This window comes from Paenibacillus sp. J2TS4, from assembly GCF_018403245.1.
Taxonomy (GTDB): Bacteria; Bacillota; Bacilli; order Paenibacillales; family NBRC-103111; genus Paenibacillus_L.
Genome location: NZ_BOSH01000001.1, coordinates 121763 through 142962, shown reverse-complemented (window position 1 = coordinate 142962; position 21200 = coordinate 121763). Strand labels below are relative to the sequence as shown.

Here is a 21200-nt window from a genome sequence, read left to right as displayed (position 1 = left end):
ATCACTTATCATAATATAACTAAATTGTTAAATATACAGGAGCGGTATACTTACTATATTTAGAAGTTGGCGAAATGATGAGTAAGCCATCGCTACTTTCAAAGGTTAAATCGGCGGGAGCTTTAAAGTTATTCGTTACGGCAACAGTTGCAGAAGTTCTTAATCCAAAGACGGCTCTATTTTTTCTGGCGTTTTCCCTCAATTCGTTCATCTCGAACAGGCCATGCCGCCACGCAGTTTTTGATACTTGATGTCGTTTTTGTGAGCTTAAGTGTATTGTATACAACAGTAACGAGATAGTAGTTTGTTCAGCCAATCCAGCGTGTCCACTGGCGTTGGATTCATCATGGTGGGGTAAAGATGGAGCAGGTCCCTGTCTATCCCCTCGGCAATGAGTTGCCCAGCATTCCAGAGCGCTGCACTCGCTACTCGGTGCAAATGTCTTGTCCACCAACGTTACAAAGTACGGCTGCTATAATGAGCGGTAGGAGCAGTCGTGCTTACCGCGGTCTGCCGCCAGGAGAGCCTCTTGTGTTTGCAGTTATTGCCGATTCCCGGACCCAAGTCGTATGGCGGGCCCAAGGCACCAGGAAATCAGGCAGTAGCGAGAACGTTATTTTACAGTCTGGACAATACCAGCGGTAGACCGGGATCCGGGCGACTTCCTTCTTCGTCGCAACTTCTCTCCAATAACGACAGTGTTTATGCAGAAGCCGCCCGCAATCTTCACAGCAGCTCTTGACGTCAGGAGATTTACTTCGAACATACTAATGCCTATAGACAATGATTATACTAAACTGAGATGAAACTTCATCTGCAGGAAGGGGTTTATCGTTTTAATCCACCAAATTACAATCCCCATGAAAGAGGATCCGAGGTATTCGATCAGCAATTCCTTGGATATCGCTATCGGGGAGTTTCCCTGAGCAGGTTTTCACCCCTCAATTGATTTATTAGTGGTATTCTCCATCTTCGCTTGAAACGGATAGATTCTAATCTCTTCAATTAACATGGAATGGTAAAGGTCATATTTAGAGAAATATGATCCAGTACAGTTTGCATGACAGTCTCGATAAGAGAAATATTGAAAGGGTACATGCTGATGGGACAAAGAACGACTGCATCCTTTAATTCGCTCAACAGTTCATTCATACATGTATCTAATAAAACAGGTTTGTTTTGGTAGTGAAGATAAAAAGTGTTTCGATTAATCATAGGCCGATCGGCAATATCCTGGATCGTTATCGCTTCATATCCCTTTTCCTGAATAAGATCATAATACGCCTTCGAAATCAGTAAAACACTGACTGTCGATAGGTTTTGTGTTCGATTATAAATATCTACTGCCGTATATAGTTAGTCGCCATGCGCGGCACACTAAAAAAGCTCATCAAAAATTGTCTCCGATGAACTTTTAGTGGAGCAATTTCTCCAACGTTAAGCATTAACACATCGTTTAATTGGCCTGAAATCTATGAAAAAACCTTGTGTATCCCTTTTCAAAGTTTGGTTTTCTCGGATTGCCCTGGATATTTTCAATCATATCATACAAACCATAGATCCTATCATACATTTGGCTTCTCTCATATAATATTGCAGCTTCTGAACCATACTCCTCAAACACTGCATGCCTGAATTCTTCAGGGTAATAACACATATACATAAAATCTAATGCTGGATCTTCTTTTCCTGCTTCACCAAAATCTATGATTCCGACTCGACTGGTACACTCATCCCAAAGAATATTATCGTAGTGCGGTTTTAATGATGGTCGGGTCGGAAGAGTCGTCTTCTATTTTGTCGCGCAGACGGCTTATATGTACAAAAACGGCGTTATCGTCCCCCACATAATCATACATCCATACACTCGAATAAATTTGCGCTTTCGTAAAAACCTTTTTGGGATAGGTGAAAAATAGCTTAAGGATCTCGAATTCTTTGGCTGTAAGACTGACTTTCCGATCTGGCTTGATCAGCGAATAGTCCTCCATATTTAATTCCAGCCTCCCCAGTCGTACGGCAGTTTCCTTTGACGGTGCATAGGAGTAACCGGCCCTTCGAAGCAGGGCATGTATTCGTGCGTTCAATTCGCCCATCGAGAATGGCTTTGTGATGTAATCGTCCGCCCCCAATTCAAGACCGAGGATTTTATCCGTTTCTGAATCTTTTGCCGATATAATAAGCAACGGCGCCAAGCAACGTTCTCTGATATGGGCCATCACCTTCTTGCCGCTTATCTTGGGCAGCATCATATCCAATAAAATGAGATCAAAATCATTCTTGCTAAAGATAGCCAAGGCTTCTTCGCCATCGGCTGCTTCGACAACATTAAAGTGATCCGCTTTTAAATGCTTCACAATCATCTCACGGATCTCCTTTTCATCTTCTATGACCAATACTGAAGTCAAATCATCCACCTCCTCCTGTCCTGAACGTTTACATTTCAACACACAATCAAATACTTTAGATTCTTCGAAAAAAAATAATAAAAACCGTTTGGAAAAATTTGAGACGGGCTAGCCGCCTCAACTCTCGATGGTCTGATATTATTTCGATATCAACCCTTTTTCCAGACATTTTTTTATTGCTTGGTCACGATTGCTTACATCCAGTTTCGCATACAATTCGGAAGCATAGTTCCTTACAGTGCCCTCCGACAAAAAAAGCCTGGCGGCAATGGTCTTATAACGCATTCCTTTAGCTAGACAGTTGATGATTTCAAGTTCCCGCGGCGTCAGTCCATACTCATTTTGGTCATGTTTTTCATAGGAGACATTTTGCTGTTTCATTTGTTCAAACACCTGATTGGCAATTTCATGATGGATAATGGTATCCCCGCTATGAATGAAACGAAGGGTATCCATGAGCTCTTTCGGTTGAACGGACTTGAGTAAATACCCATTTGCCCCTTTTTGCAGAGCCTCTACGGCTTGATTGACATTCTCGATCGCTGAAAGAATGACAACTTTAATCGTAGCGTCCCTTTCCTTGATCACCTCCATGGCTTCTATTCCGTTCATATTCGGCATGTTCACATCCATGAGTACGATATCTGGACGGGTTTGACTGCATACCGTCAGGGCTTCCTCTCCTGATTCAGCCATGCCGACAATTTGCAACCGGCTTTGGCTCTCCAATGCCGTTCTCAAACTATCCAAAATGATACGCTGATCATCCACCAGGATCACCTTGATCGTCTCGGTATGATGATCTTCGGCGTTTCTTGGAATGGTGCAGATCATTACGGTTTCTTCCATGCTGTCTGTATGGATGGAGAGATTTCCTTGTAATGCCTGCAATCTTTCTTTCATAGCGCGTAAGCCGAAGCCCAGTTCAATGTTTTTCCCCCGCTCTTTTCCTCCATTGTCTTCAACTTGCAAGCGCAGTTCCAGGCTGTCGAAATAAAGATATACTCTGATCTCACTTGCCCGACCGTGCCTTACAGCGTTAGTTAATGCTTCCTGCATGCAGCGAATTATAGTTAGCTTGACTTCCTTCGGTAAGTGGTACTCCTCTCCAAAACACCGGAATTTCACAACAGTATCCGTACTCTCCATAAAGCCGTCAATGAGCTGTCTCGCATATTGAATTAGGGATAAATCCATTGCCGATGGCTCCAAATGATGCACAAGCTTTCGCATTTCCTTTAAACCGTCACGTGCCGAGTTCAGCAAAGCGTTCAGTTTACGTTCAACCTTTTCATCCGCCAATGAAGAACGGATCGATTCCATCCCCATAATCATAGCAGTAAAAGCATGGCCGACCGTGTCATGCAATTCGCGCGACACACGATTGCGTTCCTCCAGCAAGGTGAGCTGCTCCACCTGATGAATATATTGTTCAAGCACTTTGTTCTGCTCACGCATGATTAGGCCTTGTTTGTGGTTGGTTACAAGCAATTGAAAAGCATAGCCGAGTCCAAACGCCACACCGTGATTCGACATTAAACGAAGGACAGTGTCGGCCAAAGGCTGAGCGGTCACGATCCCTATGAAGAAAGGAATGAGCACAATGGTTAGCGATCCAGACCAAATATAGGTTCTTTGTTTGCTGTAAAAACCAATTACAAAGGCAATCGGGATAAACTGCCATAAGGCATCATGAAGATAGAAAGCCAACAATATACAGTAGCATCCGGAAAATACGATCTCGGCAAGCACGAAAAATTTTCTGAAAAACTGCTGAATTAAGAACGGAAAAGAAAAGACGATAAAAGGCAATCCGAATAAAAGCCAAAGCGGGAATGATAAAGTATCATGAAACTCCCACAAACCTATAAGAACAGAAAGCAACCAAATGGAGCGAGCAGCAAATACGATCCAGTCGTACCAGTACCATTTTTTTATCAAGTCATACATCATGAACCCCACCTAAATTCCATGTCATTCCATCGTCATTTTACTACAATACAGACTTAAAATCAGTCACTACAAACCCATGACAAAATGTCACTATGCGTTATGACATCAAACGTGGATAATGGCTAGCAGATGCAATGAAGCTGATCTCAATTTGATCAGTTCACTAACCTAAAAGAAAAGGTGGTTCTCAGGTGAAAGAAATTATGATTGTTTCAAGCCTTAAAAATTTTGTGTATCTAATGCTTTGGTTTTTAATCGGTTTTTTGTATTTTTCGTTTTACTTAATAAGCATTACATTTTCTGTTGGGACAAGTTTTACTGTTGTTGGCATCCCTATTTTAGCGGGAGTGTTTCGTACCATACCTTCCTTACTAGAGCTGGATCGAAAGGCAGCTAAAACATATGCTAATATTCACATTCCATCTTTACATTGGAATACACATGAGAAAGTGACTAAGGAAGTATCAGACCAGAGAAATTGGTTCTCGGTAGGTTTCATGATGTTCCCACGGTTTCTTCTGGGCTTTTTAAGCTTTATTACTGCTTTCATATGTTATTTGTTACCGATAGCCATGATCTTATCCCCCTTCTTGTACAGGTCATTTGAGATGACGATCATGATGATTTCGATTGATACGCTGCCGCGTGCAATTTTTGCTTGCATCGCAGGAATCATTTTATTATTGATCTTGCCCCATTTTGCAGCAATAATTGCGAAAGGAGCAGGTAGTTGCACAAAAATAATGATTGAAACGATTCGACGTTCACGATGAAGCTACACTTAATTGTATCATAGGCTAAATAGACGGGATGTAGAGGGTTTTGACTACCAAATTGATAGCCCAACGCTTCTAACCCTTCATCAAACTGATGAACGTACTATTCAAGATAAAATGGAAAGAGGGATGATGACCGATTTCTTGTTAAAACAACTATTTCACATTCCATACACTGTCCAAGGTGTGGTACTGTTGAAGACTTTTGTAATAATGGTAAGAGGAAGCAACTAGATCATGTTGCATTATTAAACGTAAATCTCGCATTTGTATTTGAAATGAAGAGCATATATGCCAGTTTAAGACTGTCAAAGTTAAGTATGTAGTCTTATTCAATTCAACTTGCCTGAAGTTTAAGAAGTAATATGATTATTAAGTGGAGAAAAGGAACTGAGGAGAAGCTAATGACTATACGAATTTTAAATGAGTCTGATGCTCAGTTATACCAAGAATTACGTTTAAGTGCATTAAAAATCAACCCTGAAGATTTGGCTCAACTTATGAGAGAAAGGCTAAATTCACTCTTAAAACTGTAACAGAACGATTAAAACCAAACGATAATAAATTTGTCTTGGGTGCTTTGAGGATAGAAATTTATTAGTGGGAATTGTGACTTTTATGCGTGAATGTAGTCTTAAAATTGCTCACAAAGGGAATGTTTTCGGAATATTTGTGAGGCCAGAATTGCGAGGACAAGGATTAGGGAAATTGCTCCTGCTTAAACAGGTAAAAAAGGAAAAAAATTAAATTGGTTTGGAACAAATTAATTTAACTGTGATATCTAATAATGAGCCAGCAAAGAATCTATATCGATCCATTGGATTCCACATTTACGGATTGGAAAAGAATACTGTAAAACTTAATTTTAATCTATATATAGCGGAGATTGCTATTTTGACAAGAATAATGGAAGCCCATATTATGAAGGCTTTCTTCGAAATTTTATACTTTTTTAATTATTAACATTAAAGTTTAACAAAATCTAAAAAAAGGTGAATGATGATTTGATATCTAAACCGAGTAAAGTAAAAACACTTTTTCTTTTAATGGTTTGTGTATTTATCGCCACGGTTGCATTTGGGTTAATTATCCCGATATTACCCGACTTTATGGATAAATTCAATACAAACGGACAAATGATGGGGTTACTAGTAGCCACATACGGTATTATTCAGCTTTTTTTGTCTCCAATTGCTGGACGTTTTGCTGATCGCTATGGTCGAAAAAGAATTATAGAGATTGGTTTAATTTGTCTTACTTTATCTCAATTAGTTTTTGCTTTTTCAGTTCATTTTTGGTTGCTTTTTTTAGGGAGGTTGTTAACAGGTATCGCAGTATCACTTTTAATTCCCGGTGCTATGGCATGTATTATTGATAAAACGACAGAGGAAGAACGTGCTAAGGGTCTAAGTTTCCTTAATGCTTCCATCTCTTTTGGTTTTGTTATAGGACCTGGAATTGGGGGTTTTCTAACTACGTATGGATTATCTGTACCTTTTTATTTTGCGGCTGTTATATCCTTTGTTTCCTTTTTACTGTCATTTTTTTTGCTACCTGAAACCTTAGAAAAAAAGACACAGATGACGAAAGCGGACACCGATTTACCCCAACCAATGGTACAGCAATTATTACGTTCGATTCGGGCACCTTACATTGTTCCATTGCTTTTGGTATTTCTCTATAGTGTAGCTTTATACATTTTTGAAGCAATTTTTGGACTGTTTGTTGACAAACAATTCGGCTATACGGCAAAAGATATTGCGATGGTAATCACTATTTCTGCATTTGTAAGTGTTATGCTTCAACTGACATTGACGAATAAATTTGTTTCCCTCTTTGGTGAATTGAAGGTTATGAACGGAACAATGATAGCTGGTGGGATTAGTTTTTTATTTCTCTTGTTCACCACATGCTTTTGGAGTATCTTATTGCTGACTTGTTTGCTTTATACAACTACTTCCATTCTGCGTCCAGTTATCAATACAGTGCTATCCAAATTAGCTAATAATGAGCAAGGATTTATTGCCGGTATGAACAATGCGTATGTAAGCCTAGGGAGTGTAGTCGGTCCTATATTAGGGGGAATTTTGTTTGATATTAACACTTATTTCCCTTATATAGTAGGAGTATTAGCCTTTTTGGCAGGTACAGTGCTTTTAACATGGAAACATAGATCTCTTATATAAAAAGTAATCTTTTATAGGAAGAACGGGTGTACCTTAAACAAAAGGAATACAATAACCTGAAAGGAATGGCCTTCCACGTGAATTCATTCATCAGGTCACTGGTTAAATAATACATGGATGATTGGCTATATAAATTGGAGGAGATACAAGATGAGTTTTCAAGTTATGACTGGAGATCAAGAGGTACGACTGAATATTTCAGGGTGGACAGCGGCTTTGACCTTGAGGAAAGAGATCAAAATACCTTATAGCTCAATTGAAGAAATTCGGGTGGGGAAATTTCATTTTCCATGGGCAGCGGCTATAAAGAGAACAGGTATCACAACAACTGGCTATAAAGCTGGAATTTTCATAATTGAAGATAAGAAATACTTTTTAGTCTATCATCATGCAGATGAAGTAGTCATGCTTCAATTAAAGGGCTGTGAGTTTGATCATGTTGTATTTGAAAGTGAAAATCCTAAACAAGTGGTTCACGAAATGATGAGAAATTGTCCTTCAATCAACCTTAAAGATAACGCGCATAAAGAGGATGAAATATGATCGAAAAACTCACACCCATTCTAATATTTATTGCAGTACTGGGTTCCGGGTTGATTGCTGGATTGTTCTTTGCATTTTCGGCATTTGTCATGAAGGGTCTCTACCGGCTTTCTCCACAACAAGGGATTTCAGCAATGCAGTCCATAAATAACGCTGTGCTAAATCGGCTATTCTTTACTTTATTTATGGGAACATCTCTTGTTTGTATAATACTTGTGATTATTTCAATATTAAATTGGCAAGATCCGAATGCCATTTATATATTTACTGGCAGTTTGTTATATCTTCTGGGAAGCTTGCTGGTCACGGCGGTATGCAATGTTCCACTAAATGATACATTAGCCAATGTAATAGCCACAGACCCAGAAAGTTTTGGGCAATGGAAAGATTACTATTCAAAATGGACAGCTTGGAACCACGTTCGTACCATTTCAAGTTTAATCTCATTAGCACTATTCGTCTTCGTTCTTTGGGGAATTTAGGCCAATAAGAATAGGGGATGAGACGAAAGTTAATCTTCCGAAGAGATTACAAATAGTTATCGCCAGTTCTGATGAATTTAGCAAACCCATACAGACAAAACAATTTGCGATGGCATTCTTAAACAAATGCCAAACAGAACGTGTGTATACAAATTGAAAGTTCAGTTATCAAACGTTGATTGAAATGAGTAAGTTTAATTATGGTAAAGGGCAGTTGAGTAGGATATGGTTTGATTGGTTTAGTACAGGGGATTTATTGGCTTGCCGTTTGGATTGATCGCGCTTATTTTTAGTCGCATTATTTATAATGAATCAGGTCTGAGTGACAAGAAATAGATTGATTGATTGGTTGGGTTACTTTGGTTGGAGCCATTGTGTCACTTATGCTCGCCCTTCAAATTGACGGCAGTCAATATGCGTGGTAAAGTATCATCTCTCTTCGTTACAGCATTCCCTTCTTGGCAAATACCACAACAGAGAAGATTTCGTATGCTTGAAACAATCTTTGACCACCACTGATTGACGAAACGGTTCATCATATCTTATTGATAGTGATGTCAGTCATAATTATGCTTCATCGTTTGCAGCAGTGAGGTCTACTGCGTCTACCCATTTACTAAGAATTGAATGTCTTAATGGCTGAAGTTAATACCTGGTGTTTATATGACCGCAGGTAGTAAGACTAGCTCATAGAAGTTAATGATTGGACAGGTTTGAAGTTGCTTCCTGCTAACTCTACCCAGAAAAAATATTAGGGAATTAATAATAGTGATGAATATTCTGGTAAAAGGAGTGATGTTTAAATGATAGAGTTTTCAACTTTAGGAACATTTTTTGTGATAGTTTTAGGTTTGTTTTTAGTACCTGGCCCTGCGGTGCTTTTAACTATATCCAGCACGATACGAGGAGGCAGAATAACAGGGGTTCTGACAGGGCTAGGCATTGCAACAGGTGATTTCATACATACAATGTTTGCCGTTTTGGGGCTGTCTGCCATTTTGTTGACTTCAGCTGCTGCATTTAACCTTGTCAAATATGCTGGGGCAGTTTATTTGATTTATATGGGGCTTAAAGCTATTGCAGAAAAGCCCAATAAGCAAGACCTTCCTTCCGTCTCAAAGGCATCAAGCCTTCAAACGTACAGCCAAGCCGTATTAGCAGAGGTATTGAATCCAAAAACGGCTATTTTCTTTTTAGCTTTTCTGCCTCAGTTCGTCCATCCTGAAAAGGGTCCTGCGATAGTTCAATTTTTATTGCTGGGCTTGATATTTGTGATTATGAGCTGTCTTTACACTACCTTGATTGCTATTAGTGTTCGCCCCATTGGCCGTTTGATGAAGCGAGCTGCTAAACTTGGACAATGGAGCGGAAAATTTGCAGGTTTGATTTATATTTGGCTTGGAGTAAAAGTAGCTTTTCAACAGCGATAAAAATCCGTATGTGAAAATGCAAACTGCATTTATGATTTAAACCAAAACTTTGCCGTTTATTAAACCATATGATTACCGAAAAAATAAGAAAATGGACAACAAAGCAGGTTGCTTTTTTAGAAATTAAATCATAAATTTGCCGAAAGTATTTTAATAAATCATACGATTGCCAAAATTATATTGTTCTAAAGTCTCAGACTGATCAACTACCTCAGAAAAATAAGTTGTCGACTAAACAGTTAGATGGAATTGATATAAGGATAAATCCGGAAAATAAAGTGTTAAACTGGACTGTTTTTATATTTCTGGCCTTAGATTACCGTTTCCCCTTCTCCAGAAGGAGTTTCAAAACCGGTTAAATACTGGGCTAGAATGTCCTCGGTGATCGGAAATGCCGCATTGGCGTCAAAACGTTCACTTCGGATGAGTAGCCTCTGTCGTAACTCATCTGGCGGAACCTTTAAGTAAATCAGCTCCCACACGCCGCCATGCCGCTCGATCAGTTGCTTGTATTCATTGCGTCTTTGACGCTGCCAAAAGCTAAAATCGACAACGACATGGTATCTAGCCTGGATCAGATTCACCAATTCCATCCTCAACTTTTTTTCCGATTCTTTTTGATAGGACTCATAATTTTCCTCTGGATAGTCAACTCCAAAACGTCCGTGTGTGGACCAAATATCCTCATCTATCGAGAGCCGAGCGAATCCCTCTTTCTCCAGCTTTTGCGCAAAGGTCGTTTTACCCGACCCTGCCACGCCGCACATCATCACAATGATGGGAGCTGCGCTCGTACGCTTTTGCTCCACCAATTTTTCGATAACAAACTTTTCACGCACCACAATACTTCATCTCCTTATTTCCAGCGAGGAATTTGGTTTTTGATCTTCTACAATAAGGCCCTTTAGTGAAGTAATACTCAGCTTATATATTAGCTGGTTTAGTTCGATCTTCGTTTTGGCTTTCCAAATCTCACTAAAACGTGCCACAATAGTTTTAATTCCTGAAGTACCTCTTTATAAGTTCCGTAATCGCTCCATGATACGGGATTGCGTTTCAAGTCCATTACAGCAGATCCAATTATATTAGCATCGATAAAATTACTTTGTGCAATGCGTTTGGCCAAGAAAGGCATTGATGGACCTCTATAATCCGCAGGAACCTCTTCTACCATAAGTTCAAAACCCATGTGCCAATAAAGATCAATGGAATACTTAAGGCATATTTGTTCCAAAATTCTCCCTACATTAGTGTCCTTGAATGAAGGATCCGCAACAAGCACCTCCACGTCATCTTTAAGAGAAATTTCCCCATGAACCTGAGCTTCAATATAGTGGTTAAGATTGCGGGTTGGCTCTTTGTTTGCTGGGTCCGTAAACGGTTTTTCCAAACCATCCAGGAAATGATGGATTAATCTTGTTGGCGTCAGATTTCTTTCGCCGATTGCAAAATCTCTTAAGAACGCCTCTTCCAAGAGTGCAGCTAAAATGATATCAAACTCTTCATAAGTACCCTTTTCTTTTGGATCTTGATGCGAATCCAAATACGTGAATGTGGAACGATATGAGACTTCAGGGGATAGTAGAAAATAGCATGATCCAAAACGTGGAGCAGGCCCATCTGGATGCAACATCAAATCTAATGCTCCATATTTAGGTCTTTGTTTATTGGTGGTCCCCTCCTGGTGATATGCTCCTCCAAAGATCTTCTTCTCCCAAAGGTCACGTTCACCACCAGGGTAAGCTGACACGCTGCCATTAGATAAAGATGTTTCAAACTGACTCTTATATATTCCCTGCTCAAGCAGGGTTTCAGCAACGCTTTTCATAGTCGAGTCTGGTCTATCTGGATGAAAATGTAGGCCAATCTTTGCGTGAGACTTTAAATTAACAACAGCATTTCGAAATATATTATCCGAAATATTAGACATTTTAAGTATGTGATTAATTGTGGCTTTAGCTTCATGTTTATGATTCCTTGCATACTTTGTAATATACTCTAAAGCCAATAGTTGCGACCTTGATAATTTCATAAAATGTTGATCCCTCCTTTCATGAAAACCATTTCCAATAATTTCCAAATTAAAGTTTTTTCCTTCTCTTTCAACCTGCCGCGTTTGTTTAAATGTAAATTTTCACAATCAATCTTTAACAATAAGTCTACTGTTCCTGTTTCCTTCTGTTTCCCCAACAATATGACCCGATTGTTGAAGACAGTTCAAATGAGACATGGGAGTGAAAATCGCTAAGGTTGCTCTGGAGAATACGTGCATCAAATGGAACAAATTAGGTGGGGCTACCTCCTTCTCTGTTCATGCACGCCTTCTAACTTCTAACAACCCAACCTAGTGAATCCGAGCTCTCTTCGTTCAACACCCCAATCTAAAGGGATGAAATCCTGAAGTATACACGAGCTTGCATGAGAAAATAAATTAAATCGAGGGAGCACAAAGGTTATGGTTTAAGATCTCGATTGGTTAATGTGATAACATCCCAAAGCTCAATTTTTTCTTTTGTTTCTTCATGATATAGCCATCGATCTTTGACATGATCGACGAACAATACCCCGTTTAAATGATCGATTTCGTGCTGAATACAACGGGCAAGGTATCCTTCACCCTCAAGGATGATGGATTCGCCATTCCTGCTTAAACTCTTAACCTTTACCTGGTTAGCTCTCTTAACAAAGCCAAAATATCCAGGAAAAGATAAGCAAGCTTCAGCCCCCATCTGCTCACCATTTATCTCTAATATTATTGGGTTGATCAGCTCAATTAGACCTTCTCCACAGTCAATGACAATTATTCTTCGTAGGATTCCGACTTGTGGTGCTGCAAGACCAGCACGACCTTTGGCGGCATACAACGTTTCACCCATATCATCGAGTAGCTTTATTGTTTTCTCGTTCAACTCAGTAACTGGCTTGGCTTTTTTTCGTAAAATGGAGTCCCCAAAAGGTAAAATTTGCTTCACTGACATGTTTATGCGCCCCTCACTTTTTGAGGTGGTGTATAAACCCACAAGTCATTAGGCGTACAATCAAGTGCAATACAAAGGGCATCAAGTGTCTCACCTTTCATTTGCCGCGGTTGATTGTTAAGCAAAGCACTTATGGAAGCAGGAGTTAAACTATAATTGGCTTTCTCCATCAATAATCTTGCTAATGCTGCACCTGTCCAAATGCCCTTTTCCGTCATCACTTTACGTAACATCCAAACAAGCATACTAACACCCCGATATTAAAGTAGTACCTAATTTTATTAGGTAACACCTAATATATCACATTCTTTGGGTTTACTCAAACGATGCCCATTTGGAGCAAATGACTTGACTGATGCGAAAAATGTGTTGTCGACGAAAGGTTAGTAAAGCCCGGATATTAGTCTCAGGGTATCCCTCTAATCGCCCATCGTCAGGTTCATTTTGGCGCTTAAATTTGAATTTTCACAGCCTCAACTCGGTCATCTCTTTACCCTCGTTCACTGTATCATTCTTTGTGCCGAACGTTAGAATATCACGCAAATCCAACCAAGTTGCCAGAGGGGGACGACACCTTAGCAATGTCACGTATTTTTTGAATCATTCCACCGGGTGCGTCAATCGTATGCAGCGCCGGCGAAGGCTTCGCCCCGGCCAGCAAGCGTCGGCAATGGGCAAGTATCAATACACTTGCTCTGATTGCCGTTTTGGGCATCTGTGATATTCTCTTTGCATTTAGTCCAGGAGGTACTATTGAAGAATATACAAAAATATAAAAATTGAAATTATACACTAGTGTCGGTATAATCTATTATATAAGCGACAGTAGTGTATATTTTATTATATGCATATTATCAATCATTATGGAGGTGGCTTAATGGCACCAATAGTTAGCGAAGAATATAAAAAAGAGAGAGAAAGAGAATTGATAGAGGCGGCCAAGAAAGTGTTTATCGAGAAAGGATTTGTTCGTACTTCTATGCAAGATATTATGGACAAAGCTAGAATCTCCAGAGGTGCATTGTATAGTTATTTCGATAATATTGAACACATTTTTATCGAAGTCTTAAAGTATGATGACCAAAAAGACATACAATATTTTGTGCCATCTGATGAAGGTCCACTATGGCCGCAATTAAAAAAATGGGTTGAAGAACAGCAAATTTATATTGAGGCCATTGACCAAACATTGCTCTTTGCAAAGGCGGAATTCTTTTTATCATCTAATTACGCAAATGATAAAGATAATTTCCCTTACATTTCTGAACGCTACAATCGAACTACTGAAGTTATTGAAGAAGTATTAAATGACGGTATGCGTAAAGGAGAATTTAGACCTCAACAATCTACTCGCTCTATTGCGAGATATCTCCTATCATTTATAAACGGTTTAATGTTGGACACGTTTCAACTGGGACATAAACAAACAGAAGTAAAGGATCAATTATCCATCTTACTTTTCTCTTTAGAAAAATTAATTAATCCAAAGTCTGCAAAATAAGGAGTGATTGTAATATTGTTTGAATCATCAAGAGTGAGACTAAGAAAGATGACAATGGAAGATACAGAACTTTACCATAAGTGGAGAAATGATATAGAAGTTATGCATTCCACCAACCCATTTTTAGATGTTTATACAATGGAAGCAACTAAAGAATTTGTTGATAATGTTATTTTGGGATCTCATACAGCCAAAAGCTACATTATGGTTGAAAAGGGAAATGAAATACCAATTGGCATTGTATCATTAATCAACATTGATTATAAAAATAGAAATACTGAATGTATTATTGACATCGGAGTAAAGGAATATTGGGGAAAAGGCTATGGTTCAGAAGGGCTTAAATTACTGTTGGATTACGTTTTTTACGAAATGAATCTTCATCGAGTTTCCCTTAAAGTATTTTCATTTAATGATAGAGCTATTCGTTTGTACACTAAGATTGGTTTTCAACAGGAAGGAAGCAGTAGACAAAGTCTATTTAGAGATGGAGAATGGCATGACATCATTCATATGGGTCTTCTGCAAAATGAATACTATGAGAAGCAAGTAGGAAATTCATAAATGGATTATATTTATCCTTGAGTGCGAAATGCTTTTATTTTCGCAATGGTGGTGTTTGCTATTGGATTAGTTTTAGCATTCTTTATCAAACGTATAAAAGTTGAGAATTGATCACAAAAAAAGTATGATCCTAATAATATGACAGGGGCAATGTTATGGAAAAAATAAGTTGGATGTTATGCCCTATTTGCAAAAATAAAACACGGTTGAAAGTTCGAGAGGATACAATACTTGAAAACTTCCCGTTGTTCTGTCCAAAATGCAAACAGGAAACCCTAATCAATGTACAACAACTAAATATGTCAGTTATTAAAGAGCCAGACGCTAAGACGCAGAGCCGATAATTTGTGAGAACGTCACAATTATCGGCTCTCTCTTTTTAAACCACCTATGCAATATGGTTTCTGACAATTACAGAGAATGAATTAGACATTTGTTCTGGCGAAAGATTAACTTAACATCTGTTTTGAAATCTAACATTCATAGCCACCGCGTTTTAGCAAAAGACAATATTGAGCATAATAACTTCTTTATTTTAACTCCGGCGGCTTTGAGATAGGGGGGTTATTATGTACCCGAAGTTGCTTTTTGTTGTCCGTGAGAAGCCGTCACGTTACTGTGACGGCTGGATGTAGCAAAAGTTATTATCTTACACAACCTTAAAAAATCAAGTAAATATTCGGACGATCAGTGCGCCCATTTTTTATTCGACACCTTTCAAGGATTTTCCCTAGAAGGTGTTTTTTTATACCCTTTTTTGATTATTTTCGAGCTTTTTCAACATGTTCTTTTGGACAAGCCTGCTCACTTCGGGTCAAGTTGGCCCGAAGTCCAGCCCCGCTGCCGCTCCCCTCCATTTCGATTCGCCATGTCCCAAAAAAATCGAAATGGAGGAACGTTCTATGGTTAAAATTAATCTTCGGAATTTTTATCCGTTTTGCAATAATGATATTTTTCTCGATATTCCTGATGAAGTGGCAACAGTCCTGCTGGAAGCTGAACGGCAGGAAGAAGCGTATCGGCGGCGCATGTACCGTCACAAGGCGCACTATTCTCTTGACCGGGGAGATGGGATCGAGCATGATATTTGCTTCGTATCTCTGTCCCCTTCCGAAATCTACGAACGTAAAATAACAGCCCAACAGTTGCATAATGCTATCAGCGCTTTGCCAGACAAGCAAGGCAAACGAATTTACACGCATTACGTACTTGGCATTAGTAAATCCGAGATTGCTCGGGCCGAGGGAGTTTCGGAAAAAAACATCCGCAAGTCCATCAACCAAGGGCTACGGAACATGGAAATTTTCTTGAGAAATATTTCTGAATGAGGGTCGGTTTTGCCCTAGAAATGTCACGGTTATTGGAAGAAGATTTTTCTTCCACCAGTGTTCTATGATAACTGCATACCGATGACCCGGATACTTTTCAGGTGTGGAGGAGCCAAGCCGCAGGGTGCGCCATAACTTTTCAGCGATTTATTGCTTGAAAACGAGCGACAAACACCATCTACGGCAAGCAGAACTGTGGTAGGTCTGCCAGGCGACGATCCCACACATAGAATAATGATACTTACGGTTTGAACGCTTCACAGCATTGACCGTCGCGCCATCAGCATGGGGCGGGGTGGAATTCCCATGTGGGCGGAACCGCCGCCCGTTCAGGTCATCGTTTTAATATAACTAGGGAGGACGCCGCGCTGAAATTACTGTCCAATGACAGCCCAACCATACCGCGCGGCTACTTCCCCCTTGAAAAGGAGGTTTCTAATAATGAATGGAAACGAAGGGGCCTTACAGAATCTGATGGTTAATCATTGGAACATTGGAGCCTACCTTGGTTATGTTATTCAAGCAATGAATAATCTCGATTATGAGCCGAACAAAGTACGTTCCTTTTGTGCCTGTTAATCACCAGAAAGCGACGATAGCGGATGCGCCAAGACAATCTATGACATATTCGAGCGATTTTATCCGCTTTCAATCAGCCTGTGGTGGGCCGATCGCCAAGACTCGCAAGAGAATATCATGATACTTCTGCCTGGCCAGCGTCACTGCATTGGGGGCAGCCCGCTCGGATGGGGGGAGCTTCGCAAGAAGCTATGTGCGGACTAACCACCCGCAGCTTGGAACGCATTCTTTTATTATACATATCCCTAATCCTTATATTTGAAAGGAGGTGTGTCACGATTATGCAAATCGACTCTGGTATTCCATCGAATACTTTAAACGTTTATTCGCACATGTTTCAAGAATATTCGGACGTAGTCACTGTCGTTCAAATGTGTGAAATGCTCGGGGGGATTAGCACCAAGACAGGATATAAGCTGTTACAAGCCAATAAAATCAACCACTTCAAAATAGGTAGAGCGTATAAAATCCCCAAAATCCATGTTATTGCTTATCTTCACAGTATTATGACTCATCAACCGTCCTCTCACTGCGACGCTTTAGTGCATTGAATCATCAATTTTACTATGATATATTTAAAGTGTCAATGGAGAGGGATCGGTGCTGTGACCAAGGAGGTATTGAAAAACATGGTTGCAGGCCACCTTCAGGAGAAAAAAGGTCTTTTTTACATTGTTCTAAATTATAAGGATGAGGAGGGAAAACGGAAGAGTAAATGGATCGCTACGGGCTTGCCCGTCAAAGGAAACAAGAAAAGAGCGGAATCCCTCCTAATGGATGCCCGCAAAAATTTTGAATTTAAGCCTAATGAAGAAACCGAAAAAGCACAAGACAAACAAAACAACAAAGAAAACTCAGATGTTGACCAGACCTTATTTGCGGATTACATGTTGGATTGGCTGGAAACGGTGAAGCATAGGATCGAGCTCATCACGTATATCTCGTATGCAAACGCAGTGAAGGGACGCATCGTTCCATACTTCCGAGAAAAAAGCATTACTCTCCTGGAATTGAAACCTCATCACATTCAGGATTTTTATAGTCATGCCTTAAATGAATGGGGAGTTAGTGCCAACACGGTCATTCATTATCATGCCAATATACGTTCGGCACTTCAGCAGGCGTTTATTACGGATCGAATTACTGCTAATCCTGCCGACAAAATCATTCGTCCAAAGAAAGAAGCGTTTGTGGGCAGTTCATACAGCGCTTCAGAAGTCAATCAACTTTTAGGAATTGTAAAGGGCACCAAGATTGAACTGGCTGTAATCCTGGGAGCTTTTTATGGACTAAGACGAAGTGAGGTGGTAGGTCTAAAATGGTCTGCCATTGATCTGTTCAATAAAACGATCACGATCAGACATACGGTCACTTCTGGTTCACTGAATGGAAAGTTGATCACGATTGAGAAGGATCGAACAAAGAACAAGGCAAGTCTCCGTACTCTGCCTCTTGTAGATGCCTTCTACGACCTTTTGCTGCAAATGAAGGAGCAGCAGGATACAAACCAGTATCTTTTCAAGGATTCGTACTGTAAGGATTACAATGGTTACATTTATGTGGATGCTATGGGGGAGCGAATCAAGCCTAACTATATCACTCAACATTTTGCCCTGGTACTGAAGAAAAATAGCATGCGCCATATCCGCTTTCATGATCTACGCCATAGTTGCGCCACTCTGCTCTTGAGTAATGGCGTCAGCATGAAAGAAGTGCAAGAGTGGTTGGGACATAGTGATTATTCCACCACAGCAAATATTTATTCGCATTTGGATTACAGTTCCAAAGTATCATCCGCAAATACAATGAATGAAGTAATAAAAATATAAAAAAAGCTCATTAGAGAAATTCTCTAATGAACCACTTGTTATTAATGTGGTACCGGTGAGAGGACTCGAACCTCCACGGGTCTCCCCAAACGATTTTGAGTCGCGAGTGTTATTATAACACATGCGGAAGTTAAGTCAAGGAAGAAGAATTTAGAACCCGCGAAAAGCCTTGTAAAATCAAGGTTCTTCGCGGGTTTTTCTGTTTTTTTCAGGATTCAAAAGGCTTTGGGGATTTCCTCAAAAAAGATGAGATTTTAGAACGTTCGAGAGAACTCGGAGAGAACTAAAGAAGATCAAGCCCGCTCCCTACCATTGACACATTATTCGGAGCGCATGCTCCTGGGAGGGTGTTGTATATGTCCAAAACAACGGTCATTACTATTGCAAACCAAAAAGGCGGAACCGGTAAAACTACGACCGCCTACAACTTAGCTTATGCCTTATCCAATGAAGGAAAAAAAGTATTGCTAGTCGATTTTGACCCGCAGGCCAATTTGACGATGTGCTTTGGCATTGAAAATCCGGATCAACTCAAGCTCTCGATGTTTAATATCATGAATGCCATCATGAGCGATGAGCCGCTTCCGACTCCCGACGAGTACATTCATTCTCACGGTAACATCGACCTGATTCCGAGCAACATCGAATTGTCCGTTGCCGAAATCAATCTACGGGATGAAATGGGTGGGGAGAGAACGTTGGCTTCCCTACTGGAACCGATGAAACATAAATACGATTACATCATTATCGATACGAATCCTTCCCTTGGCTTGCTGACAATCAACGCACTCGCGGCCAGCGACCGAGTACTTATTCCAGTCAATCCGCAACTATGGTCCGCCACGGGTTTGACCCAATTGCTTAAAATTATCGTCAAAGTGAAAAAACGCATTAATCCAAGGATTGGTATCGAGGGCATCTTAATGACCATGTGCGATACCCGAACGAACTTATACAAGGAAGCCTTTCGTCTTGTGAAAGTTTACTACCGGGAAACTTTCCGTATCTTCGATGTGCAAATCCCGCTTTCTGTTAAAGTCGGGGAAGCCAACTTTTACAGTCAAAGCATTATCGAGTTTCATCCAAAATCCAAAGTAGCCTTGGCTTATCAAAGCTTGGCGAAGGAGTTGATCCAAAATGGCAAGTAAACGCCCTACGCCCAAGCTCTCCAGTATTGATGAACTGCTGCTGTTGTCTGAGGAATCAAAAGTACCCGAAACCGTGACCGGAACAGGTGTAACCCAGCTACTTCTATCTGACCTGGTTCCGTTTCATAATCACCCCTTCAAGTTATATGAAGGGAATAAGCTGGATGAACTAGTTGAGAGTGTCATGGAAAACGGAGTGTTGATTCCGATCATCGTCCGACCAAAAGAACCCAATGGTTATGAAATCCTGTCCGGACATAACCGTGTGAATGCCGCGAAAGCTGCCGGTTTAATCTCTGTTCCTTCTATTATAATGGACAATCTTACAGAGGCCGAAGCCGTCATCATCGTGGTGGACACTAATTTCCATCAACGTTCTATCCAGGATATGCTGCCCAGCGAACTGGCTCGTGCCCTGCATATGCAGCTTGAAGCTTGTAAGGAAGCTAGACAGAAACAAGGTAGGATAAACGAAATTGAAAATGCCGAAATTCCCGGTGATGACGGGGAAAACAGCGAAGGTGTCCCAGTGGGACACCGCGGCAAAAGTGTCTATGAGGTTTCTCATAAAAACGATATGAGTCCTACCAACATCAAGCGTTATTTACGTCTCAATCATTTAGTCCCTGAGTTGTTAGAACGAGTCGATCAGGGAGAAATCAGACTACGCCCTGCTGTAGATTTGTCTTATTTAAAACCGGAAGAACAGCAAACAGTAGAAGTCTTGATTCAGGAACAAGGCTACAAGGTGGACATGAAAAAATCTGAGTTACTAAGAGGAAAGTCCGAAAACCGCAATTGTAATGAACAGGTCATTAAGGCCATTCTTTCCGGAGAAGCCACCCGGAGACCGAAAAGCAAAACCCCCGCCCCTTTTAAGTTGAAACATAAAATTTACACCAAATACTTTACGCCGGATAGCAAAGTGGCGGAAGTCGAAGAAATCATCGACAAAGCGCTGGCCTTATATTTCTCGCAACACCCCAAAGAAAACCACGATCCAGACAAGGAGGAATTTCAATGATGTTTAAAGACCTTGCCCATGAACAGTTTTATGAAGGAAACGTGATCCGCGCTCATCGTCAGCATGATCCTTATCGTAAGGCCCTCTTTTATCTCCTGGGCCTGACAGAAGACACCCGCAAAAATATCAACGATCTTTACGATTTCAAGGAAGATAGCATCCGACTAGAGGGATTGAACGAAAGTTGGCAAACAGGAACCACTTCTCGTCTCACGCGATTAGCATTTAATTTATACACCGGCTATACGGGAGAAAGCGAAGAGGACGCCCGTCATTACAGCCCCTACTATCTATTCGACAACGGCTTACTGCCCTACTTTTTTGAAGCGGTTAAACTTCGCTACTCTTCCTACGCCTCTGATTTATCGCAGAGTTGGACATCGTTTCAACCTTTCACTAACCACGGCAGAGATGTATGGGATGAACTGGAGCACTAAAACCGCAATTCGAACCATGGAGGAAGGAGGACAA

General features: G+C 40.4%; 27 protein-coding genes. 17 read left to right on the top strand and 10 right to left on the bottom strand.

Translation table 11 applies throughout. The features are described from left to right. The first annotated feature begins 74 nt into the window (after window positions 1-74). Window positions 75-251 carry a hypothetical protein gene (locus tag KJS69_RS30160; protein ID WP_374706596.1) on the top strand — a complete coding sequence of 59 codons (177 nt, stop codon included), beginning with the start codon at window positions 75-77 and terminating at the stop codon, window positions 249-251. 249 nt (window positions 252-500) lie between these two features. Here the strand turns inward: KJS69_RS30160 and KJS69_RS30155 are convergent, their stop codons facing one another. The 5 genes from KJS69_RS30155 to KJS69_RS00575 all read right to left on the bottom strand — a co-directional run bounded on the left by KJS69_RS30155 (window position 501) and on the right by KJS69_RS00575 (window position 4361). Then, window positions 501-710 carry a DUF6431 domain-containing protein gene (locus KJS69_RS30155; protein WP_372775682.1) on the bottom strand — a complete coding sequence of 70 codons (210 nt, stop codon included), beginning with the start codon at window positions 708-710 and terminating at the stop codon, window positions 501-503. A 295-nt stretch (window positions 711-1005) separates the two neighbouring features. Beyond that, window positions 1006-1230, bottom strand: coding sequence for a hypothetical protein (locus KJS69_RS30150; protein WP_374706602.1), 225 nt, complete (start codon window positions 1228-1230; stop codon window positions 1006-1008). Window positions 1231-1456: 226 nt separating this feature from the next. Continuing rightward, on the bottom strand, window positions 1457-1708 hold the full coding sequence (locus tag KJS69_RS30145) for a hypothetical protein (protein ID WP_374706601.1): 252 nt from the start codon (window positions 1706-1708) through the stop codon (window positions 1457-1459). A gap of 37 nt (window positions 1709-1745) precedes the next feature. Further along, on the bottom strand, window positions 1746-2417 hold the full coding sequence (locus tag KJS69_RS00580) for a response regulator transcription factor (RefSeq protein ID WP_306434384.1): 672 nt from the start codon (window positions 2415-2417) through the stop codon (window positions 1746-1748). A 129-nt stretch (window positions 2418-2546) separates the two neighbouring features. Continuing rightward, window positions 2547-4361, bottom strand: a complete 1815-nt coding sequence (locus KJS69_RS00575) for a helix-turn-helix transcriptional regulator (RefSeq protein ID WP_213581094.1) — start codon at window positions 4359-4361, stop codon at window positions 2547-2549. A gap of 191 nt (window positions 4362-4552) precedes the next feature. Here KJS69_RS00575 and KJS69_RS00570 point away from each other — a divergent pair, with 191 nt between their 5' ends. The 7 genes from KJS69_RS00570 (at window position 4553) to KJS69_RS00545 (ending at window position 9778) form a co-directional block, all read left to right on the top strand. Further along, window positions 4553-5134 (top strand): sensor domain-containing protein, encoded by a 582-nt coding sequence (locus KJS69_RS00570; protein ID WP_179014633.1) that lies wholly within the window; start codon window positions 4553-4555, stop codon window positions 5132-5134. A 407-nt stretch (window positions 5135-5541) separates the two neighbouring features. After that, complete coding sequence (locus KJS69_RS29890) at window positions 5542-5673, top strand: hypothetical protein (RefSeq protein WP_256872314.1); 132 nt, start codon at window positions 5542-5544, stop codon at window positions 5671-5673. 82 nt (window positions 5674-5755) lie between these two features. Further along, a complete protein-coding gene (locus tag KJS69_RS29520; protein WP_249730343.1) occupies window positions 5756-5884 on the top strand; it encodes a GNAT family N-acetyltransferase in 129 nt (42 codons plus the stop codon). Between the two features lie 257 nt (window positions 5885-6141). Next, window positions 6142-7323 (top strand): MFS transporter, encoded by a 1182-nt coding sequence (locus KJS69_RS00560; RefSeq protein WP_249730284.1) that lies wholly within the window; start codon window positions 6142-6144, stop codon window positions 7321-7323. 150 nt (window positions 7324-7473) lie between these two features. Beyond that, entirely contained in the window at window positions 7474-7866 is a 393-nt protein-coding gene (locus KJS69_RS00555) for a PH domain-containing protein (RefSeq protein WP_179014634.1), read from the top strand. Further along, window positions 7863-8348, top strand: a complete 486-nt coding sequence (locus KJS69_RS00550; RefSeq protein WP_179014636.1) for an anthrone oxygenase family protein — start codon at window positions 7863-7865, stop codon at window positions 8346-8348. Before KJS69_RS00555 ends, KJS69_RS00550 begins: the two co-directional genes overlap by 4 nt. Before the next feature lie 803 nt (window positions 8349-9151). Beyond that, window positions 9152-9778 carry a LysE family translocator gene (locus KJS69_RS00545; RefSeq protein ID WP_179014637.1) on the top strand — a complete coding sequence of 209 codons (627 nt, stop codon included), beginning with the start codon at window positions 9152-9154 and terminating at the stop codon, window positions 9776-9778. Window positions 9779-10089: 311 nt separating this feature from the next. Here KJS69_RS00545 and KJS69_RS00540 read toward each other — a convergent pair whose 3' ends face one another. The 5 genes from KJS69_RS00540 to KJS69_RS00520 form a co-directional block, all read right to left on the bottom strand. Then, window positions 10090-10620: a P-loop nucleotide/nucleoside kinase family protein gene (locus KJS69_RS00540; RefSeq protein WP_306434383.1), complete on the bottom strand. Its 531-nt coding sequence runs from the start codon at window positions 10618-10620 to the stop codon at window positions 10090-10092. 98 nt (window positions 10621-10718) lie between these two features. Next, the gene (locus KJS69_RS00535; RefSeq protein ID WP_179014639.1) at window positions 10719-11810 is read right to left on the bottom strand and encodes a DUF3626 domain-containing protein; all 1092 of its coding nucleotides are present in this window, start codon (window positions 11808-11810) and stop codon (window positions 10719-10721) included. A 421-nt stretch (window positions 11811-12231) separates the two neighbouring features. Further along, window positions 12232-12756, bottom strand: coding sequence for a peptide deformylase (def, locus tag KJS69_RS00530; RefSeq protein ID WP_179014640.1), 525 nt, complete (start codon window positions 12754-12756; stop codon window positions 12232-12234). A 2-nt stretch (window positions 12757-12758) separates the two neighbouring features. Beyond that, the gene (locus KJS69_RS00525; protein WP_179014642.1) at window positions 12759-13001 is read right to left on the bottom strand and encodes a helix-turn-helix domain-containing protein; all 243 of its coding nucleotides are present in this window, start codon (window positions 12999-13001) and stop codon (window positions 12759-12761) included. A gap of 290 nt (window positions 13002-13291) precedes the next feature. Further along, the gene (locus tag KJS69_RS00520; RefSeq protein ID WP_179014643.1) at window positions 13292-13471 is read right to left on the bottom strand and encodes a hypothetical protein; all 180 of its coding nucleotides are present in this window, start codon (window positions 13469-13471) and stop codon (window positions 13292-13294) included. Window positions 13472-13633: 162 nt separating this feature from the next. Here KJS69_RS00520 and KJS69_RS00515 point away from each other — a divergent pair, with 162 nt between their 5' ends. The 9 genes from KJS69_RS00515 (at window position 13634) to KJS69_RS00470 (ending at window position 21166) form a co-directional block, all read left to right on the top strand. After that, entirely contained in the window at window positions 13634-14257 is a 624-nt protein-coding gene (locus tag KJS69_RS00515) for a TetR/AcrR family transcriptional regulator (RefSeq protein ID WP_213581093.1), read from the top strand. Between the two features lie 12 nt (window positions 14258-14269). After that, window positions 14270-14821, top strand: coding sequence for a GNAT family N-acetyltransferase (locus KJS69_RS00510; protein ID WP_179014696.1), 552 nt, complete (start codon window positions 14270-14272; stop codon window positions 14819-14821). A 155-nt stretch (window positions 14822-14976) separates the two neighbouring features. Beyond that, window positions 14977-15165 carry a cysteine-rich KTR domain-containing protein gene (locus KJS69_RS00505; protein WP_179014646.1) on the top strand — a complete coding sequence of 63 codons (189 nt, stop codon included), beginning with the start codon at window positions 14977-14979 and terminating at the stop codon, window positions 15163-15165. 558 nt (window positions 15166-15723) lie between these two features. Next, window positions 15724-16149: an RNA polymerase sigma factor gene (locus tag KJS69_RS00500; protein WP_179014647.1), complete on the top strand. Its 426-nt coding sequence runs from the start codon at window positions 15724-15726 to the stop codon at window positions 16147-16149. Between the two features lie 441 nt (window positions 16150-16590). Next, on the top strand, window positions 16591-16728 hold the full coding sequence (locus tag KJS69_RS00495) for a hypothetical protein (RefSeq protein WP_179014649.1): 138 nt from the start codon (window positions 16591-16593) through the stop codon (window positions 16726-16728). A 605-nt stretch (window positions 16729-17333) separates the two neighbouring features. Beyond that, complete coding sequence (locus KJS69_RS00485; protein ID WP_249730283.1) at window positions 17334-18557, top strand: site-specific integrase; 1224 nt, start codon at window positions 17334-17336, stop codon at window positions 18555-18557. A gap of 356 nt (window positions 18558-18913) precedes the next feature. After that, window positions 18914-19705 carry a ParA family protein gene (locus tag KJS69_RS00480; protein ID WP_213581092.1) on the top strand — a complete coding sequence of 264 codons (792 nt, stop codon included), beginning with the start codon at window positions 18914-18916 and terminating at the stop codon, window positions 19703-19705. Further along, window positions 19695-20729: a ParB N-terminal domain-containing protein gene (locus tag KJS69_RS00475; RefSeq protein WP_024982836.1), complete on the top strand. Its 1035-nt coding sequence runs from the start codon at window positions 19695-19697 to the stop codon at window positions 20727-20729. Before KJS69_RS00480 ends, KJS69_RS00475 begins: the two co-directional genes overlap by 11 nt. After that, entirely contained in the window at window positions 20726-21166 is a 441-nt protein-coding gene (locus KJS69_RS00470; protein ID WP_051567318.1) for a DUF6075 family protein, read from the top strand. Before KJS69_RS00475 ends, KJS69_RS00470 begins: the two co-directional genes overlap by 4 nt. The last annotated feature ends 34 nt before the right edge of the window (window positions 21167-21200 follow it).

Excerpts from the sequence above, each read along its gene's own strand:
- KJS69_RS00525 (WP_179014642.1), bottom strand. The coding sequence starts at position 13,001 with ATGCTTGTTTGGATGTTACGTAAAGTGATGACGGAAAAGGGCATTTGG.
- KJS69_RS00550 (WP_179014636.1), top strand. The coding sequence starts at position 7,863 with ATGATCGAAAAACTCACACCCATTCTAATATTTATTGCAGTACTGGGT.
- KJS69_RS00495 (WP_179014649.1), top strand. The coding sequence starts at position 16,591 with ATGAATGGAAACGAAGGGGCCTTACAGAATCTGATGGTTAATCATTGG.
- KJS69_RS00470 (WP_051567318.1), top strand. The coding sequence starts at position 20,726 with ATGATGTTTAAAGACCTTGCCCATGAACAGTTTTATGAAGGAAACGTG.
- KJS69_RS00500 (WP_179014647.1), top strand. The coding sequence starts at position 15,724 with ATGGTTAAAATTAATCTTCGGAATTTTTATCCGTTTTGCAATAATGAT.
- KJS69_RS29890 (WP_256872314.1), top strand. The coding sequence starts at position 5,542 with ATGACTATACGAATTTTAAATGAGTCTGATGCTCAGTTATACCAAGAA.
- KJS69_RS00475 (WP_024982836.1), top strand. The coding sequence starts at position 19,695 with ATGGCAAGTAAACGCCCTACGCCCAAGCTCTCCAGTATTGATGAACTG.
- KJS69_RS00535 (WP_179014639.1), bottom strand. The coding sequence starts at position 11,810 with ATGAAATTATCAAGGTCGCAACTATTGGCTTTAGAGTATATTACAAAG.
- KJS69_RS00515 (WP_213581093.1), top strand. The coding sequence starts at position 13,634 with ATGGCACCAATAGTTAGCGAAGAATATAAAAAAGAGAGAGAAAGAGAA.
- KJS69_RS00545 (WP_179014637.1), top strand. The coding sequence starts at position 9,152 with ATGATAGAGTTTTCAACTTTAGGAACATTTTTTGTGATAGTTTTAGGT.
- KJS69_RS00520 (WP_179014643.1), bottom strand. The coding sequence starts at position 13,471 with ATGCCCAAAACGGCAATCAGAGCAAGTGTATTGATACTTGCCCATTGC.
- KJS69_RS29520 (WP_249730343.1), top strand. The coding sequence starts at position 5,756 with ATGCGTGAATGTAGTCTTAAAATTGCTCACAAAGGGAATGTTTTCGGA.
- KJS69_RS00505 (WP_179014646.1), top strand. The coding sequence starts at position 14,977 with ATGGAAAAAATAAGTTGGATGTTATGCCCTATTTGCAAAAATAAAACA.
- KJS69_RS30160 (WP_374706596.1), top strand. The coding sequence starts at position 75 with ATGATGAGTAAGCCATCGCTACTTTCAAAGGTTAAATCGGCGGGAGCT.
- KJS69_RS00555 (WP_179014634.1), top strand. The coding sequence starts at position 7,474 with ATGAGTTTTCAAGTTATGACTGGAGATCAAGAGGTACGACTGAATATT.
- KJS69_RS00480 (WP_213581092.1), top strand. The coding sequence starts at position 18,914 with ATGTCCAAAACAACGGTCATTACTATTGCAAACCAAAAAGGCGGAACC.
- KJS69_RS00575 (WP_213581094.1), bottom strand. The coding sequence starts at position 4,361 with ATGATGTATGACTTGATAAAAAAATGGTACTGGTACGACTGGATCGTA.
- def (WP_179014640.1), bottom strand. The coding sequence starts at position 12,756 with ATGTCAGTGAAGCAAATTTTACCTTTTGGGGACTCCATTTTACGAAAA.